Origin of the sequence: Providencia sp. PROV076 (assembly GCF_028483405.1) — a bacterium.
GTDB classification, from domain to species: Bacteria; Pseudomonadota; Gammaproteobacteria; order Enterobacterales; family Enterobacteriaceae; genus Providencia; species Providencia huaxiensis.
Genome location: NZ_JAMPRR010000005.1, coordinates 1 through 15,438 on the forward strand (window position 1 = coordinate 1; position 15,438 = coordinate 15,438).

The following is a 15,438-nucleotide window of genomic DNA, read 5'->3' on the forward strand; positions in this document are numbered from 1 at the left end:
GCCATACTTCAAGCTGTCGCGTTGTTGACGACGTATACTCAGTCATTGGTTCATTGTTTGACTATGACTCTAATTATTTAGAGTATCTATTATAAAATAGGTTTACATCACCTAATTAGTTACCTTATTATTTTTATATAAATCTTTGGGAGATGGCATTCCTCCTCATGTAAAACCGCCCGTTGAGGGCTGATGATGCCTACGTTAACCTTTTCATTTGATGGGGTACGTAGGTATTATGTGCCCTAATATAGGGCATAAATGATCTATACTCGTCATACTTCAAGTTACATGGTTGTTGACTGCACAGCACTAGCCAAATCACATACTTCTGTATGTTCATTGGACTATCTTCGCTTGTCGCCTACATGTAACTCGAATTATTTAGAGTATAACAGGGAGACTTTCCTTTCGTTTATCCCGCCAGACATTAAAGGAAGTTTCTATGTACGCCTCTTTATTTGCAATCGCGATTGGTTCTGTTCTTGGTGGATGGCTAAGATGGTTTGTTAGCCTAAGACTTAATCACCTTTACCCCAACATTCCCCTTGGTACGGTTGCGGTCAACTTAATTGGCGGCTTTGTTATTGGTTTTGCCATCTCTTACTTTGCCAATGCAAATATTAGCCCTGCCTATAAATTATTCATTGTGACTGGTTTTTGTGGCGCATTTACCACCTTTTCGACCTTTTCACTTGAAGTCTTGGTATTGATCCAAGAAGGTAAATTGGGCTTCGCCATTAGTACTATTGCCATCCATGTCATTGGCGCCTTAATATTTACCTTGCTTGGAATGTTATGCCATCACTGGCTAGCACAGGGGTGATTTATTTATTAGCTAATAAATGATGTGCAGTAGCTTCATCGGTCACTAAACCTGTTACCCAACCACCATTCATAACGGCTTGAATGGCTTTTGTTTTGTGCGCGCCACCCGCAAATGCGATCACTGGTTTATTCGGGGAAGGGAAAAGCGGAACACTGGTGTGCGTGTCATCTAGCGCGGTAGAAAGCCGCTCTCCGTTAGCTTGGATAAAATGTCCCAATAACTCTGCGGCTACACCCTTTTCTAACAACATTTCCAATTGTTCATCCGTGACAAAACCTTCAGAATTGAGTGGGCATCCTTTGCCGACTTCACCAATACCAATAAAGGTAATATCTGCATTTAGGGCTTTTTCCGTGACTTCCTTATACACGCGATGTTGGCACCACATTGCTTTATCTTCAGGGCTATCGGCATAAAGCGGTGCAGGTAGAATGTAGTGCCGGCACTGTAATTTTTCTGCAAAACGTAATGGAATATCATAGCGTGTTGCTGAGCTATCACGAGCAATCGCACCTATTAGTGAAACACACTGGTGCTGGGCGGTTTCTAGGTAAGGAAGGGCATCAATAATACTGCGTAATGTTCTACCTGAACCGATACCAATAACTTGAGGTTTATCGGGGTCGATTAATTGCTCCATAAGCTCAGCACCGGCCACCGAAATCATATCGAGCGTCGCTTCTGTATCAAGTTGGCCTGAAGGGACAACAAAGCAATGTGTTAGGTGATACTTTTGCTGGATATCATTAGCGAGTCTTAAACACTCCGTAATCGGGTGCGTGATTTGCACTTGAACCATACCTTGTTCTTTTGCTAGTGAAATAAGGCGTTGGGCGACTTGTCTCGACAGCCCAAGTTCATGCGCAATTTCCTGTTGTGTTTTGCCTGCCACAAAATATAGCCATGCCGCACGTGCAGCTTGTTCCATTTTTTTTAATTCTTTCTGCATGGACATTCTCCTGCTGGTTTCGCTTATTGTAATTCTGGGCAATTGTTTATTAAAAGGGCAAAAGTTAATACTGTGAGCATTATCGCAGTAATTGTGATCGGATTGAAACTAAAATATAACAAACGGGCATATGCCCAAAAAAATAGCAATTATTTAATTTTAGGGTAAGGAGTCACAATGCTAAAGCAGAAATCAGTGTGGATGCACATCGGTGCTGGGTCATTTCATCGTGCTCACCAAGCGTGGTATTTGCACCGCTTGATTCAACAAGGGGATGATAGTTGGTCAATTGCCTTAGGGAATATTCGCAATGATGCGAATGCATTGCTTGATAACCTAACCAAGCAAAATGGGGAATATACCCTTGAAACAGTTTCACCTGAAGGTGAGCGCCATTATGAAAAAATCACTTCAGTGCGTAAAGTATTACATTGGGATGAGAATTTAAGCCAGTTAGTCGAACAAGGCTGTGATAAAGCAATACGCGTTATTGCTTTCACGGTCACGGAGGCGGGCTATTATTTAACCCCACAGCATGAGTTAGATGCAGAACAGCCAGATGTTAAAGCAGACTTAACGGGCAAAATGAGCACCATATATGGTGCATTAACACAAATTTTACGTGCACGTTTAGCGGCTCATGGTGAACCTGTGACCTTGTTAAATTGTGATAATTTGCGCCACAATGGCGAACGGTTTAGACACGGCTTTTTATCGTTTCTGCAATTAAAAGGTGAAACTGAGCTGTACCAATGGGTGAAAGAAAATACGCGTTCGCCGAATACCATGGTTGATAGGATCACGCCTCGCCCAACCCCAGATGTGGCTGAACGTGTAAAACAGCATACTGGTTGGGATGATAAAGCACCTGTTATGGGAGAGGCATTCATTCAGTGGGTGATTGAAGATGACTTTATTAATGGGCGCCCTGCATTAGAAAATGTCGATGTAGAAATGGTTGAGTCCGTTTTACCGTGGGAAGAAGCGAAAATTCGTATTCTGAATGCGAGCCACAGTTGTATTGCTTGGGCAGGAACCTTAATTGGTTTGAGCTTTATTGATGAAAGCACCCGCCAATCTGCTATCAAACAAATGGCATGGAATTATGTCACACAAGACGTGATACCGTCATTGTCACCGAGTCCTCTCGATTTAGAACAATACCGTGATGTGGTACTCGCACGCTTTAGTAACCCTTATATTCAGGATACTAACCAACGTGTTGCCGCTGATGGTTTATCAAAAATTCCCGGTTTTATCACGCCAACACTGCAAGAATGTTATCAGCGCCAGCAGACTCCGGCTGCGACGGCTGTGCTGCCTGCTTTATTCTTCGTGTTTTTACAGCGCTGGGCTCGTGGTGAATTACCGTATGAATATCAGGATGGTGTGTTAGATGTGCCGCTATATCAAAAAATGATGAATAGCAGTGACGCATTGTCGCAATTTGTCTCAAGTGAAATGTTGTTCGGCTCACTCGCTCATTCTACTGAATTCCACGAATTGATGAGCAACACGGTTGAAAAAGTTGAAAATTGGCTCAAGTCACCTCAACAACCTCTGTAAGGAGAAAGGCGATGTACCTCGGAATTGACCTAGGCACTTCAGAACTTAAGGCTGTATTAATTAATGCTCAGGGCGAAATTGTTGCCTCAAGCCATATGGCATTAACCGTACAAAGGCCACATTCTCAGTGGGCCGAACAATCGCCAGATAGTTGGTGGGAAGCCACCAACTCGGTTGCGGCGACCTTGCGCCAAAAAGCCCCAGAAGCATGGGCTGCGGTGAAAGCAATTGGTTTATCAGGCCAAATGCACGGTGCAGTATTATTAAACAGCGAGCACCAAGTTCTTCGCGACTGTATTTTATGGAATGATACCCGCAGTGCGAAGGAGTGTGAATGGTTGATGGAAAATCACCCTGAGTTTCTAACGATTGGCGCTAATTTAGTTATGCCAGGTTTCACCGCACCCAAATTATTGTGGGTTGCACGCCATGAGCCTGAAATATTCAAACAAGTTGCCAAGGTATTGCTTCCTAAAGACTATTTACGTTGGAAAATGACGGGGCAATTTACCAGTGATATGTCTGATGCTTCGGGGACATTGTGGCTGGATGTGGCTAAGCGTGATTGGTCCGATGAATTATTGGCTGCAACTAATCTAACTCGTGAACAGATGCCTTCTTTAGTTGAGGGTGCTGAACAAAGTGGTGTGTTACGGGCGGATTTAGCATCGCAATGGGGGCTGAGTGCCAATGTGATTATCGCTGGTGGAGGCGGTGACAATGCAGCCTCAGCAGTGGGTGTTGGCGCAATTAATGACGGTGATGCCTTAATTTCTCTGGGTACCTCTGGCGTCATTTTTGTGGTTAATAATCAATTACAAGCAGCACCACATCAAGGTGTCCATGCATTTGCTCATGCATTGCCAAATCGCTGGCACCAAATGAGTGTGATGTTAAGTGCTGCCAACTGTTTGCGTTGGCTTTGCCAGCTTCTTTCCACAACTGAAAATCAGCTGATGGACGAAGTGGGTCAATTGAGTGATGACCAGAAGAAGCAAGCTCCAGTATTTTTGCCTTACCTCTCAGGGGAAAGAACGCCCCATAATGACCCTTATGCAATGGGCTCATTTTTTGCGTTAAGAAATGAAACAACGCGAGCCCAGCTTGGTTATGCGGTAATTGAGGGAGTGACCTTTGCTCTGGCGGATGGCATGCAGGTTTTAACACAAACGGGAACGCAAATTAGCCAGTGTAGCTTAACAGGGGGAGGAGCGCGTAGTCCTGTTTGGGCGCAGCTGATTGCGGATGTGATTGATATACCGATTGTGACTCACCCAGCGAGTTCATCGGGGGCTTTAGGTGCAGCTCGTTTGGCATGGTTGGCAGATGGAGGCAATACAGAAATTGTGTGCCAGAAACCAGAAGTATTGAGTACTTATTTACCGCAAAAACAGTACCAAGTTTGGTTAAATCAACGGCTTGATGTTTTCCGTTTATTATACCAACAGCAAAAACAAACAAGGGAATTATTGCCACAGTAGGCGAGTGTGGCGGTGTTTCCCTACACATCACCGCCACAGTTATCTCTTCGCGATTGATTAAAATAACAAAATTACAATGAGGAAACTGCAATGGAACAGAAGCAGTATTGGCTTGGTCTACCTAAGCATTTGTTCTGGGGTTTTATTGCCATCGCTATTTTTATGAGTGGTGATGGTTTTGAAATGGCTTTTTTATCGAAACATATTACTGATTTAGGGTTTACACCGGCACAATCAGCGATGGTATTTACTGTCTACGGCTTAATGGCAGCTGTTGCAGCATGGGCATCTGGCGTCGTAGCTGAAATTATCACGCCCCTAAAAGCCATGATGATCGGGTTTATTCTCTGGATTGTCATGCATGCCTTATTTATGGCATTTGGTTTAGGTATGAAAAGCTACAGTATGATGCTGTTATTTTATGGTATTCGTGGATTAGCTTATCCATTGTTTATCTATTCATTTATGATGATGTTGGTGCAAGTCATCCCTCGAGCGCATCTTGCTGCGGCTACCGGTTGGTTCTGGGCAATGTACTCGGTAGGTATTGGTGTTATCGGCAGCTATCTGCCTAGTTTCTCAATCCCAATGATGGGTGAAACAGGAACATTATGGATGGCCATCGGCTGGGTTGCGCTTGGTGGTGCGATTGCGTATTTTAGCCTACGCAATGTTCCAGTTGACCGCTCTAAAGTCAATTTACCGATGAAAGATAAAATGGCTGAATTATCGCGGGCTGCCACTATTTTATTTACCAACAAAGACATCTTTATGGCGAGTTTAATCCGTATTATCAATACAATTTCATTGTTTGGTTTTGCGATTATCATGCCATTACTGTTTGTTGACCGCTTAGGTTTCACCATTTCTGAATGGTTACAGATTTGGGCTGTTTTCTTCTTTGTCACTATTTTTACGAATATTTTTTGGGGAATTGTTGGTGAACACATTGGTTGGGTTCGCCAAGTTAGATGGTTTGGTTGCCTAGGTATGGCAGTATCTAGCCTGATGTTCTATTACTTACCGGTTTATTTTGGCCATAATTTTGCGATTGCGTTAATACCTGCGATTTTATTGGGGATCTTTGTGGCGGCTTTCGTGCCGATGACAGCCGTTTTCCCAAGTATTGAACCTCACCATAAAGGTGCTGCCGTCTCAATTTATAACCTTTCCGCGGGATTAAGTAATTTTGCCGCACCCGCAATAGCCAGTTTAGTATTACCTTTCTTTGATATTGTGGGCGTTGTTTGGGCATATACAGGTTTGTATATCTTTGCAGGAATACTGACATTCTTTATTAAAGTGCCACAACCTGGGTTTGAAAATAATCGCAAAATAAAACCAGCCAAGGTAGCGACTGAACAACAAACGAGTCATTAAATTATTTTATCTATTACTCATTACGCCCCGTAGGTAGTTAATTATCTATGGGGTTTTTCTTTATTTAAATAAACTTTATTGCCAAAACAAACTAAATTGGAGAGGAAGGGGTATCATCCTTTTCAACGGCAATATAAAGAGAAACGGTTTAAAAATAAAATAAAGTAGAATATTTTCTATAAATAGAAATATTGGTCATCTTTATAAGGCGATTTTTCGTCATATTGCGATAATTATTGAAAATACAGCCATGGACAATAGAATATAATTTCATAGATTAAAAAATCAACTACAGTTGATTTGTTTATAAAAAATAACTTAAATGACATAAAATATTAACTTATAAACCTGCATTTAGAGAATATTAAGGGGCTTGGCCCCTTTCAATGTTATATCTGACTATTTAGTTCACTGCATAGCTTTATTCCAAGCTGTTTAAATCCGGTTTAACTCTCTATACATCTGAATTTTCGGTGTTATGATGAATTTTGTTGCAATTTCGTGTATTTGCAGCGAAATGCTCTCTATATTGGTGTTTTGTTGTGCTAAATAAAATTTATAATCTAATCCTAATTAAAATTAATAGTTTTCAATACCAAAAAATAATCTAATAAAAAAAGATAAGTGCGGGGAAAAAGTTATGTCACAGATGTTAGCTCTGTTTCTGATAGTGGGAATATTATATATCGGGGATGCTATAGCCGTTAGAACTAAGGCTTGGATCCCCTCCGTATTTGTATGCGCAGTGCTCTTTCTTTTAGGTTATTGGACTATTTTCCCGAAAGATATTGTAAGTATTGCCGGTATTCCTCAAGTAGTTGCGGTTACCTTGATGTATTTGTTAATTACAAATATGGGAACCTTATTATCGTTAAAAGAATTGTTGCGCCAATGGAAAACCATTCTTATCTCCTTAGCTGGGATTTTAGGCATCATTTTCTTAACCTTTATCATTGGGGTTGCCCTATTTGATTTAAATACTGTATTAGTTGCAGTTCCTCCGTTAGTTGGCGGTATTGTATCTTCGTTAATTATGTCAAAAGGTGCGGCTGAGGCTGGTTTAGTCGACCTTTCAGTTTTCGCTATTTTAATTTACGTCATGCAGGGGTTTGCGGGCTATCCATTAACAGCCATCATGTTAAAAAAAGAAGGGCGCCGAGTTTTAGAAAAATATCGCAATGGCCAATGGCAAGAAACCTTATCGGTAGACGGGGCAAAAGAGGTTGAAGTTAAAACGGTGGTATCTGAAGATGAAATGCCACGTATGTTCAAAAAAATCCCTAATCACTATAACACCAGCTATTTTAAATTCTTACGCTTAGCTGCGGTAGGGTATTTGGCTTATTTAGCCTCATCTTTTGTTGCTCCTTATGTGAGTATTAGCCCATTTGTGTTGTGTTTATTATTTGGTGTTATTGCCTCTTCATTAGGTTTCTTAGAAAGACAGCCGCTACAAAAAGCCAATGGCTTTGGGTTCGCTATTATGGCCTTAATGTTGTTTATCTTCGATACATTAAACCACGCGACCCCAGATATGTTATTGCGCCTAGTTTATCCGATGGTGGTGTTAATTTGCGCTGCGGTTATTGGGATGTACCTTGCATCATGGGTGGTTGGTAAAATATTAGGCGTCACCAAAGAAATGGCGTTTGCTGTTGCTCTAACAGCGTTATATGGCTTTCCAGCTGACTACATTATTACGAATGAAGCGATCAACGCGTTAACAAAAGACGAAAAGGAACGCCAAGTATTAACTAGCCATATGTTAGGGCCGATGCTAGTTGGTGGCTTTATTTCTGTGACCATGGTTTCTGTTGTATTAGCAGGTATTATGGTGGCTTATATTGTTCCAATTGCAGGGTAAAAATAATGGAAACAAGTACTTCAAGAATTCAGCGCCACTTAGAACAATTGGCAGAATATACCGCAACACCGGGTCAAGGTACTACGCGGATGAGCTACAGCGAACAAGATAAACAAGCGCGTGATTACCTAAAACAAGAAATGCGAGTCCTAGGTTTACAAGTCCGTGAAGATGCTATTGGTAATATTTATGGGCGCTTAGAAGGCCAGCAACCTGATTTGCCTGCGGTGATTGTGGGTTCTCATTTTGACTCTGTTCCTCATGGCGGGGCATTTGATGGCCCCGCAGGGATTGTCACCGGTTTGGATGTTGTCGCGCGTATTCGCGAGCAAAACTTAACACCAAAGTACCCTTTAGAAGTGATAGCCTTAGTTGAAGAAGAAGGTACCAGTTTTGGCCGCGGTTTGATGGCTTCAAGTGTAATAACGGGTTTGATTGGTACTAAAGAATTATACCAACTCAAGGATAGCCAGGGCGTGAGTGCTGCAAAGCGTATGGCAGAGGCAGGGTTCAATGCAGACAATGCATCCCAAGCTGTGCTTGACCCTAAAAAGGTTAAAGCATTTTTAGAGCTACATATCGAACAAGGCCCGGTGTTAGAACAGGCCAATGAAGATGTAGGGATCGTAGAAACCATCGTCGGTATCAGCCAGTTAGAAATTAAACTGACAGGTAAAGCTGGCCATGCAGGTACTACGCCAATGAATATGCGGGCCGATGCATTAGTGTGTGCTAGCCAAATTATCAGCCATATCCCTGAACTCGCAAAAGCGGCAGGGGATAATACAGTTGCGACCGTGGGACGTTTAGCGGTATTGCCGAATGGGGCGAATGTCATCCCTAGCGAAGTCACCTTTAGCGTCGATATTCGTTCTAAAAATGATATCGCATTACGTAAAGTGATTGTGCAAATAATTGAATTAACAGAACAAATTAGTAATTCGTTAGCAATTTCAAGCGATATTGTTCAGCCGTTATATGTTCAGCCAACGGAGCTCAATAGCGATATTCATCAACTGATGCGACAGCATGCCGGTGACCAAAACTTACGTTTTCGTTCAATGGTCAGTGGTGCAGGGCATGACACAATGATTTTTGCAGGTATTACTCAAACAGGGCTGATATTTGTGCCAAGCCGCAATGGATTAAGCCATCATCCAGATGAATGGACGGATTATGCACAAATTGCACGAGGGGCAGATGTGATGTTTGCTACTGTTAAGTCATTAATAGAATGCTAATTAATAAATAAGCCAGATACAGTATCTGATTGAGCAATAGGGTAAAAGGTAGAAAAATGATCAACAAAATAATTACAGCCGCAATCAAAAAACACACACCTGAAATGATTGCTTTTCGTCGTGACCTACACGCTCATCCTGAACTACCATTTGAAGAAATACGTACCACAAAACGTATTGCTGAAGAATTAGACAAAATTGGAATAGCGTATCGATTAACCGAGCCTACAGGCGTTATTGCTGAAATTAAAGGCGGTAAACCGGGCAAAACGGTAGCTTTACGAGCAGATATCGATGCATTACCCGTTTTGGAATTGAATGATTCATTAGAATATAAATCAACAATTGAAGGTAAAATGCATGCTTGTGGCCATGATGCACACACAGCGATGCTATTAACCGCGGCCAAAGCGCTGTATGAGGTGCGTGAAGAATTAGCCGGTAATGTGCGTTTAATTTTCCAACCCGCAGAAGAGATCGCTCAAGGCGCATTAGCCATGATCAAACAAGGCGCAATCGAAAATGTCGATAACGTTTTTGGCATGCACATTTGGACAACGACACCATCAGGAAAAGTGTCTTGTAATGTGGGAGGGTCTTTTGCTTCCGCTGATTTACTGAAAGTTACTTTTAAAGGTCGTGGTGGGCATGGATCAATGCCAGAAGCGACCATTGACGCTGCGGTTGTTGCTTCTGCATTTGTCATGAATTTACAAGCGATTGTGTCCCGGGAAACCTCATCTTTAGACTCAGCCGTGGTCACGATCGGTAAAATGGATGTCGGGACACGCTTCAATGTTATCGCAGAAAATGCAGTATTGGACGGTACGGTACGTTGTTTTGATATTGAAACTCGTAACCGCATCGAAGCCGCTATTCGCCGTTATGCAGAGCATACTGCGGCTATTTATGGGGCGACTGCACATGTTGATTATATCTATGGGACATTACCTGTTATCAATGAGGAACGTAGCGCGTTATTGGCGCAATCCGTGATTTCGCAAGCTTTTGGTGAGCAAGCTCTGATCCACGAAAGACCGACACCGGGCGGTGAAGATTTCAGCTTCTACATTGAAAATATCCCAGGGTGCTTTGCTCTGCTAGGCACAGGAAATGCCGAAAAGGACACTCAATGGGCACATCATCATGGCTGCTTTAATATTGATGAAGACACGATGGCGACAGGCGCTGAGCTTCATGCACAATATGCATGGAGTTATTTACAGCAACAGGAGTTTTAATTGAGCCTGTTAATGCTATTAGGGTTAGTTGTTTTACCAATACCGGGATTACCACTAACCCTACTGCCTATTTATTTTGGTTATTAAGATAAGTTAAGAGCGCGAATAGCGGCGAGTTGTGTGGCCGCGATTAATTATGATGAATAAAAATAGCGTCTCTTAAACGCTGTTGTTGTTCAAATCGTTGCTCTTGGTTGAGCTGTGGGTCATGGGATAGCTGCATTAGCATTTCATTCATATTATGAACTGAGTTTTCATCAATCAATTGATTCACTTTTTCAACAATTTCATCATAGTAGGACATCACACAGCCTCCAATTAATATTCACTAGAGCTATCATAACGCAAAATCTATTGGGCTAGATAGGCGATTAATTCTGTTTATCGATCACCATAACCGCCATCGTATTCGGTTCTAAGGCTCGCATTATATGCGGCTCATCTCCAGGGTAGTGAATATAGTCCCCAACTTGTAATTCAACAGGGTTATCCAATGGGCCGACTAATGCTCTACCAGACATAATAATGATGTGCTCGCTAACGCCACGCATATGAGGCTCTGAAATACGGTCACGGCCGGGCTGGGCAATCACAGTATAAATATCCCGTCGCGAATCAGCAGGGGCAGATGAGAGCAAAAAGGCCAAATAATTTGCGTGCTCAGCACTAACAGGTATTGCCTCCCCATGGCGGATCACTGTGATAGTTTCTTGTTTCTCTTCAATTAATCGAGCGAAAGGAATATCTAACGCGACACAAAGTGCCCATAAGGTTTCAATACTTGGGTTACCACTACCAGATTCCAATTGAGAAAGTGTCGATTTAGCGATACCCGCTTTGCGAGATAGCTCTGATAGTGATAGCCCACTTTTTTGTCTTTCACGGACAAGGGCTTTCGAAATCAACTCAATGGGAGGAGAAGGTAGATTCAATTTTAATTTCCTATTTAGATTGCACTTTATACTGCGTATCGACATAATGAACGAATGTATTATATATAGAACGGTTTAGGAATGCTAACGTCAATAAGCTCAACATTAAATCATAGCACAGTGAAAAACATAGCTCTTGTCTGTTTTGCTGACTTAATTGTCGGCATTTCTTATGGCGCATTGGCGCTTTCACAAGGATTTGACTGGTGGGTGCCACTCACTTTATCTATTTTAGTGCTCGCAGGGGCGTCTGAGTTTTTGTTTATTGGTGTTATTTTTGCAGGGGGAAGCCCACTTTCTGCTGCACTTGCGGGGTTGTTAGTCAATTCACGGCATATCCCTTTTAGTTTTGCGACCAGTGATTTAACGGGTAAGGGAGCAAAGTCATTACTGGGCTATCACATTATGAATGATGAGAGTGTTGTATTTGGTTTAGCTCAAGAAACTGAGTCAGAAAAACGTGCGGCTTTTTGGTTGTGTGGAATAGGTATTTTACTGTGTTGGCCAATAGGTGTTGTGATAGGTGAGGTATTGGGCAGCTTTATTAGTGATACACATATATATGGGATGGATGCGATGTTTCCTGCGATTATTTTAGCGCTTTCATTACCTGCGTTATCGGATAAACGGCTTAGATTAACCGCCATTATCGGTGCAATCATTGCGGTTGCGACCACACCGATACTACCAGCAGGGATCCCCGTATTACTCGCACTATTGAGCTTGGTTATTTATATAAGGAAATAAATAATGACAAATAACCCATGGTTAATTATTAGCGGTATCTTACTGCTGGCGATTGGTACTTATTTAATGCGAGCGTCAGGCGCTTTGCTGCGCGGTCGAGTGGTACTTTCTGAAAATAGCAAAATGTTATTTTCAGCGGCAGCTATTGTTATTTTATTCTCAGTTGCGGCAACATCTACGTTATTTTCTGGTGATGAAGTTTCTGATTGGCCTAAAATTGTAGGGGTGCTAGTGGCAGGGGTACTAACGTGGTTTAAAAAGCCATTTATTATCATTGTCTTGTCAGCTGCGATTGTGACTGCGTTACTTAGGTTAATTTAAGGGGTTAATTTAAGGGGTTAATTTGAGCTGGTTAATCTAAAAAAAGTTAATATGAACAATGGACTGGTCTGAGCCGTAGCTAATTGAATAGCGCTGATTTATGTAAATTATATAGTCAACAGCTAAAAATAGTGAACAGATAGGAATAGCTAGCAGATAAAAAAGTAGCCCCGACTTGAAAGGAGTGGGGCCACTGAAATTTACTCAGTTAGATCTTTTATTGTTTCAGAAGAGCCATTTTTTTGGACAGAGGCAATCCCTTTAAGCGCAGATTGCTTAGAAGCATACATTTCACTTTTAGCAATCACTTCGTGATTCGCTGCTTTTAAAACGAAATAGTAAGGCTGAGCAACGTCTTTAGTGGATTTTTTTAATTCAAAATACCCCATGATAAGCTCCTGATTTTCTATTGAAAGGGTGTCAAACAAAGTGTTAATAAGTCGCAGTTATTAACAATCTGCTTGAATTAAGATTAGTCGCTATTAGGTGTTATTACTAGGGGAAAGGGTTCAATTCAGATAAACTTTTTTTCTAAAAAAAAAGCCTCTGGATACAGAGGCAATCGTAGGATATATAGAACTCTTTATTATTTAACTAAAATATCGGTTTTTTCTCTCAACAGCTATCTGGTTGTACATATCAATATAAAAGGTTTTGCCGATAACTTAATTAATATTCATTAATATTAGCTATTGATTTGCTGCTGGAGTACGCATTGGTTCCGGTGTTGGCATCGTATTCATTGCTTTAAATTCAGGGGCTTCCATCACTGTGACTTTGACCACATAGCGTTTGCCATCTTCAATTTTTGGGGTGCTATTGGCCAGTTTTTTTACAGTTTCATTTGGTGTCGTCGTTTGTTCTGTAACGCTATATACCATATTGTGGTGGTTACCCATGTGCTGACGAGGCATTTTGTGGTTAACGCCATTTGCTGCCGCAGTAAAACCGACGGTTAATAATGCTAATGCTAATAAACTGGTATTTAATTTTTTCATTTCAATTTCCTCTGTATTGGTGATGAGCAAATCATTCACCAATTCATTCTGTCTCGCAATCGCTTTTACCTCCCCTGACGGAAGCTTCATAATTACTGCATTTTTTATTCAAGCTTGTTCCATAATTTTTATAAAACAGTGGGTTAGTAGACGATAATTTACATTTTTAGACCACTTGTGCTAATGCAAGTTTCAGTGCTGGAGACATCAAAGAGGATAGTCTAGGATGGTAAGTTAGGTTCAATAAAACTCTTACAAAGTGAGTGTGTATGTCAGATAAAAAAATCCCCCTTTCTTTACTCGATCTTGCGCCAATTATTGAGGGTTCGACAGCGAAAGAGGCCTTTGCTCATTCCCTTGACATCGCCCAACTCGCAGAAAAACTGGGTTATCACCGCTATTGGCTAGCGGAACACCATAATATGACGGGGATCGCCAGCGCCGCTACGTCGGTATTGATTGGCTACCTTGCTGCGAATACGCAATCACTACGACTCGGTTCTGGTGGTGTTATGTTACCAAACCATTCACCGTTGGTGATTGCAGAGCAATTTGGCACATTAAATACACTTTACCCTGAACGTATCGACTTAGGTATCGGGCGTGCGCCAGGAAGTGACCAACGAACGATGCAAGCTTTACGCCGTCATATGAATACGGATATCGATAATTTTCCACAAGATGTGGCTCAAATTGTAAATTGGTTTGATGCAACTAACCCAGAGCCAGCCGTGCGCCCCGTTCCGGGTTTTGGTGAAAAAATTCCTGTTTGGTTATTGGGTTCAAGTTTATACAGTGCAAGGCTAGCCGCGCAAATGGGGCTACCATTTGCCTTTGCTTCCCATTTTGCCCCTGATTTATTGTTGCAGGCGCTGGATGTTTATCGTGTTAATTTCCAACCATCACAGAGACTCTCTAAGCCGTATGCGATGGTATGCATCAACATTATTGCCGCGGACACTCAACGTGAAGCGGAGTTTTTATTTACCTCGATGCAGCAAGCGTTTGTCATGTTACGTCGTGGCCAGCCTTCTCAATTGCCTGCCCCGGTCGAGAGCATGGAAAATATCTGGTCGCCTGCCGAGGAGTTTGGTGTTCAACAAGCACTAGGTATGTCATTGGTAGGGGATAAAACCAAAGTACGTCATGGGTTGGAAACGATATTGCGACAAACTCAAGCAGATGAAATTATGGTTAATGGCCAAATTTTTGATCATCAAGCTCGTTTACACTCTTTTGAGTTGGCAATGCAGGCCATGAACGAAATTATGTAGTGTATATAGTGGAATGCTTAACACCAATGCAAGGACGCATTTTCAGGCTGGGTTCAAAAAAGAGATAACCCAGAAAAATCTGGGTCATTGACGGCTAGCAAGCTATTTGTGGTTGATGAGGCTCTAAAGGGGGTAAACCATGAGCGGCACGTGCTCTATCGCAGGCCTCATTGTAAATACCATCCTGCCAAGATTGTTCGAACTCACGACACGGTGTGGGTCTTTGTGCATAAATCGAACAAGAGACACATTCACCTATCGTGCCTTCTAAGGCCTTACAGCGAGTATTTTGTTTTTGATTAGTCCCCTGCATACAACTCATAAAGGGGGTGACCTGCTCGGTTAAATGTTGGGGCACAATACCGCCTCCGCTCTCTGCTTCAGCCCAATAAAAAGAGACACGAAAATAGGCACAACACGCACCACAGCTGACACAAGGGTTATCTGAAGGATCAGTTTTTAGGATATGGACATTATTAGTCATATTAAAAAACCATAAATGATTGTTGATAAATCCCCATAGGAAATGGGGTGACGCAACACAAGCAGGAAGCTCAAGAAAACGTTGCTCAGATTTTATTATCTTACGAAATTCCAGTTTATTGCAATATTACT

Annotated in this window: 16 protein-coding genes and 1 riboswitch; of the genes, 10 read left to right on the plus strand and 6 right to left on the minus strand. The window is 41.9% G+C overall.

Annotated elements, in window-relative coordinates:
• Window positions 1-139 precede the first annotated feature (139 nt).
• Window positions 140-209, plus strand: a riboswitch (Fluoride riboswitch).
• 236 nt (window positions 210-445) lie between these two features.
• Window positions 446-826 (plus strand): fluoride efflux transporter CrcB, encoded by a 381-nt coding sequence (gene crcB / locus PSF67_RS04060; protein WP_102139238.1) that lies wholly within the window; start codon window positions 446-448, stop codon window positions 824-826.
• A 1-nt stretch (window position 827) separates the two neighbouring features.
• Here crcB and PSF67_RS04065 read toward each other — a convergent pair whose 3' ends face one another.
• Window positions 828-1,778 (minus strand): sugar-binding transcriptional regulator, encoded by a 951-nt coding sequence (locus PSF67_RS04065; protein WP_272676559.1) that lies wholly within the window; start codon window positions 1,776-1,778, stop codon window positions 828-830.
• Between the two features lie 177 nt (window positions 1,779-1,955).
• On the opposite strand from PSF67_RS04065, the gene dalD reads away from it, so the two are divergent.
• The 6 genes from dalD to PSF67_RS04095 all read left to right on the plus strand — a co-directional run bounded on the left by dalD (window position 1,956) and on the right by PSF67_RS04095 (window position 10,551).
• Window positions 1,956-3,344 (plus strand): D-arabinitol 4-dehydrogenase, encoded by a 1,389-nt coding sequence (dalD, locus tag PSF67_RS04070; RefSeq protein ID WP_272676560.1) that lies wholly within the window; start codon window positions 1,956-1,958, stop codon window positions 3,342-3,344.
• Window positions 3,345-3,355: 11 nt separating this feature from the next.
• Complete coding sequence (gene xylB, locus PSF67_RS04075; protein WP_272676561.1) at window positions 3,356-4,825, plus strand: xylulokinase; 1,470 nt, start codon at window positions 3,356-3,358, stop codon at window positions 4,823-4,825.
• Between the two features lie 90 nt (window positions 4,826-4,915).
• The gene (locus PSF67_RS04080) at window positions 4,916-6,205 is read left to right on the plus strand and encodes an MFS transporter (RefSeq protein WP_210848758.1); all 1,290 of its coding nucleotides are present in this window, start codon (window positions 4,916-4,918) and stop codon (window positions 6,203-6,205) included.
• Window positions 6,206-6,845: 640 nt separating this feature from the next.
• Window positions 6,846-8,069: a hypothetical protein gene (locus PSF67_RS04085; RefSeq protein WP_272676562.1), complete on the plus strand. Its 1,224-nt coding sequence runs from the start codon at window positions 6,846-6,848 to the stop codon at window positions 8,067-8,069.
• Between the two features lie 5 nt (window positions 8,070-8,074).
• Window positions 8,075-9,310, plus strand: a complete 1,236-nt coding sequence (locus PSF67_RS04090; RefSeq protein ID WP_272676563.1) for a Zn-dependent hydrolase — start codon at window positions 8,075-8,077, stop codon at window positions 9,308-9,310.
• Window positions 9,311-9,366: 56 nt separating this feature from the next.
• The gene (locus PSF67_RS04095) at window positions 9,367-10,551 is read left to right on the plus strand and encodes an amidohydrolase (protein WP_102139231.1); all 1,185 of its coding nucleotides are present in this window, start codon (window positions 9,367-9,369) and stop codon (window positions 10,549-10,551) included.
• A gap of 130 nt (window positions 10,552-10,681) precedes the next feature.
• Here the strand turns inward: PSF67_RS04095 and PSF67_RS04100 are convergent, their stop codons facing one another.
• A complete protein-coding gene (locus tag PSF67_RS04100) occupies window positions 10,682-10,855 on the minus strand; it encodes a DUF2526 family protein (RefSeq protein WP_102139230.1) in 174 nt (57 codons plus the stop codon).
• A gap of 67 nt (window positions 10,856-10,922) precedes the next feature.
• Window positions 10,923-11,483, minus strand: coding sequence for a helix-turn-helix domain-containing protein (locus tag PSF67_RS04105; protein WP_181489849.1), 561 nt, complete (start codon window positions 11,481-11,483; stop codon window positions 10,923-10,925).
• Window positions 11,484-11,564: 81 nt separating this feature from the next.
• Here PSF67_RS04105 and PSF67_RS04110 point away from each other — a divergent pair, with 81 nt between their 5' ends.
• Entirely contained in the window at window positions 11,565-12,230 is a 666-nt protein-coding gene (locus tag PSF67_RS04110; protein WP_102139326.1) for an AzlC family ABC transporter permease, read from the plus strand.
• Window positions 12,231-12,233: 3 nt separating this feature from the next.
• Window positions 12,234-12,551, plus strand: a complete 318-nt coding sequence (locus PSF67_RS04115; protein WP_102139228.1) for an AzlD domain-containing protein — start codon at window positions 12,234-12,236, stop codon at window positions 12,549-12,551.
• A 200-nt stretch (window positions 12,552-12,751) separates the two neighbouring features.
• Here PSF67_RS04115 and PSF67_RS04120 read toward each other — a convergent pair whose 3' ends face one another.
• Both PSF67_RS04120 and PSF67_RS04125 read right to left on the minus strand, forming a co-directional pair.
• Window positions 12,752-12,940 (minus strand): YegP family protein, encoded by a 189-nt coding sequence (locus tag PSF67_RS04120; protein WP_004263611.1) that lies wholly within the window; start codon window positions 12,938-12,940, stop codon window positions 12,752-12,754.
• A gap of 300 nt (window positions 12,941-13,240) precedes the next feature.
• A complete protein-coding gene (locus PSF67_RS04125; RefSeq protein WP_229597568.1) occupies window positions 13,241-13,639 on the minus strand; it encodes a hypothetical protein in 399 nt (132 codons plus the stop codon).
• 179 nt (window positions 13,640-13,818) lie between these two features.
• Here PSF67_RS04125 and PSF67_RS04130 point away from each other — a divergent pair, with 179 nt between their 5' ends.
• Window positions 13,819-14,823 carry a luciferase-like monooxygenase gene (locus PSF67_RS04130; RefSeq protein ID WP_102139227.1) on the plus strand — a complete coding sequence of 335 codons (1,005 nt, stop codon included), beginning with the start codon at window positions 13,819-13,821 and terminating at the stop codon, window positions 14,821-14,823.
• A gap of 94 nt (window positions 14,824-14,917) precedes the next feature.
• Here PSF67_RS04130 and PSF67_RS04135 read toward each other — a convergent pair whose 3' ends face one another.
• The gene (locus PSF67_RS04135) at window positions 14,918-15,307 is read right to left on the minus strand and encodes a YkgJ family cysteine cluster protein (RefSeq protein WP_102139226.1); all 390 of its coding nucleotides are present in this window, start codon (window positions 15,305-15,307) and stop codon (window positions 14,918-14,920) included.
• Window positions 15,308-15,438: the final 131 nt, after the last annotated feature.

What these genes read in the sequence shown, in the direction of transcription:
- crcB (WP_102139238.1), top strand. Translation starts at nt 446, where the DNA reads ATGTACGCCTCTTTATTTGCAATCGCGATTGGTTCTGTTCTTGGTGGA.
- PSF67_RS04065 (WP_272676559.1), bottom strand. Translation starts at nt 1,778, where the DNA reads ATGCAGAAAGAATTAAAAAAAATGGAACAAGCTGCACGTGCGGCATGG.
- dalD (WP_272676560.1), top strand. Translation starts at nt 1,956, where the DNA reads ATGCTAAAGCAGAAATCAGTGTGGATGCACATCGGTGCTGGGTCATTT.
- xylB (WP_272676561.1), top strand. Translation starts at nt 3,356, where the DNA reads ATGTACCTCGGAATTGACCTAGGCACTTCAGAACTTAAGGCTGTATTA.
- PSF67_RS04080 (WP_210848758.1), top strand. Translation starts at nt 4,916, where the DNA reads ATGGAACAGAAGCAGTATTGGCTTGGTCTACCTAAGCATTTGTTCTGG.
- PSF67_RS04085 (WP_272676562.1), top strand. Translation starts at nt 6,846, where the DNA reads ATGTCACAGATGTTAGCTCTGTTTCTGATAGTGGGAATATTATATATC.
- PSF67_RS04090 (WP_272676563.1), top strand. Translation starts at nt 8,075, where the DNA reads ATGGAAACAAGTACTTCAAGAATTCAGCGCCACTTAGAACAATTGGCA.
- PSF67_RS04095 (WP_102139231.1), top strand. Translation starts at nt 9,367, where the DNA reads ATGATCAACAAAATAATTACAGCCGCAATCAAAAAACACACACCTGAA.
- PSF67_RS04100 (WP_102139230.1), bottom strand. Translation starts at nt 10,855, where the DNA reads ATGTCCTACTATGATGAAATTGTTGAAAAAGTGAATCAATTGATTGAT.
- PSF67_RS04110 (WP_102139326.1), top strand. Translation starts at nt 11,565, where the DNA reads ATGCTAACGTCAATAAGCTCAACATTAAATCATAGCACAGTGAAAAAC.
- PSF67_RS04115 (WP_102139228.1), top strand. Translation starts at nt 12,234, where the DNA reads ATGACAAATAACCCATGGTTAATTATTAGCGGTATCTTACTGCTGGCG.
- PSF67_RS04120 (WP_004263611.1), bottom strand. Translation starts at nt 12,940, where the DNA reads ATGGGGTATTTTGAATTAAAAAAATCCACTAAAGACGTTGCTCAGCCT.
- PSF67_RS04125 (WP_229597568.1), bottom strand. Translation starts at nt 13,639, where the DNA reads ATGAAGCTTCCGTCAGGGGAGGTAAAAGCGATTGCGAGACAGAATGAA.
- PSF67_RS04130 (WP_102139227.1), top strand. Translation starts at nt 13,819, where the DNA reads ATGTCAGATAAAAAAATCCCCCTTTCTTTACTCGATCTTGCGCCAATT.
- PSF67_RS04135 (WP_102139226.1), bottom strand. Translation starts at nt 15,307, where the DNA reads ATGACTAATAATGTCCATATCCTAAAAACTGATCCTTCAGATAACCCT.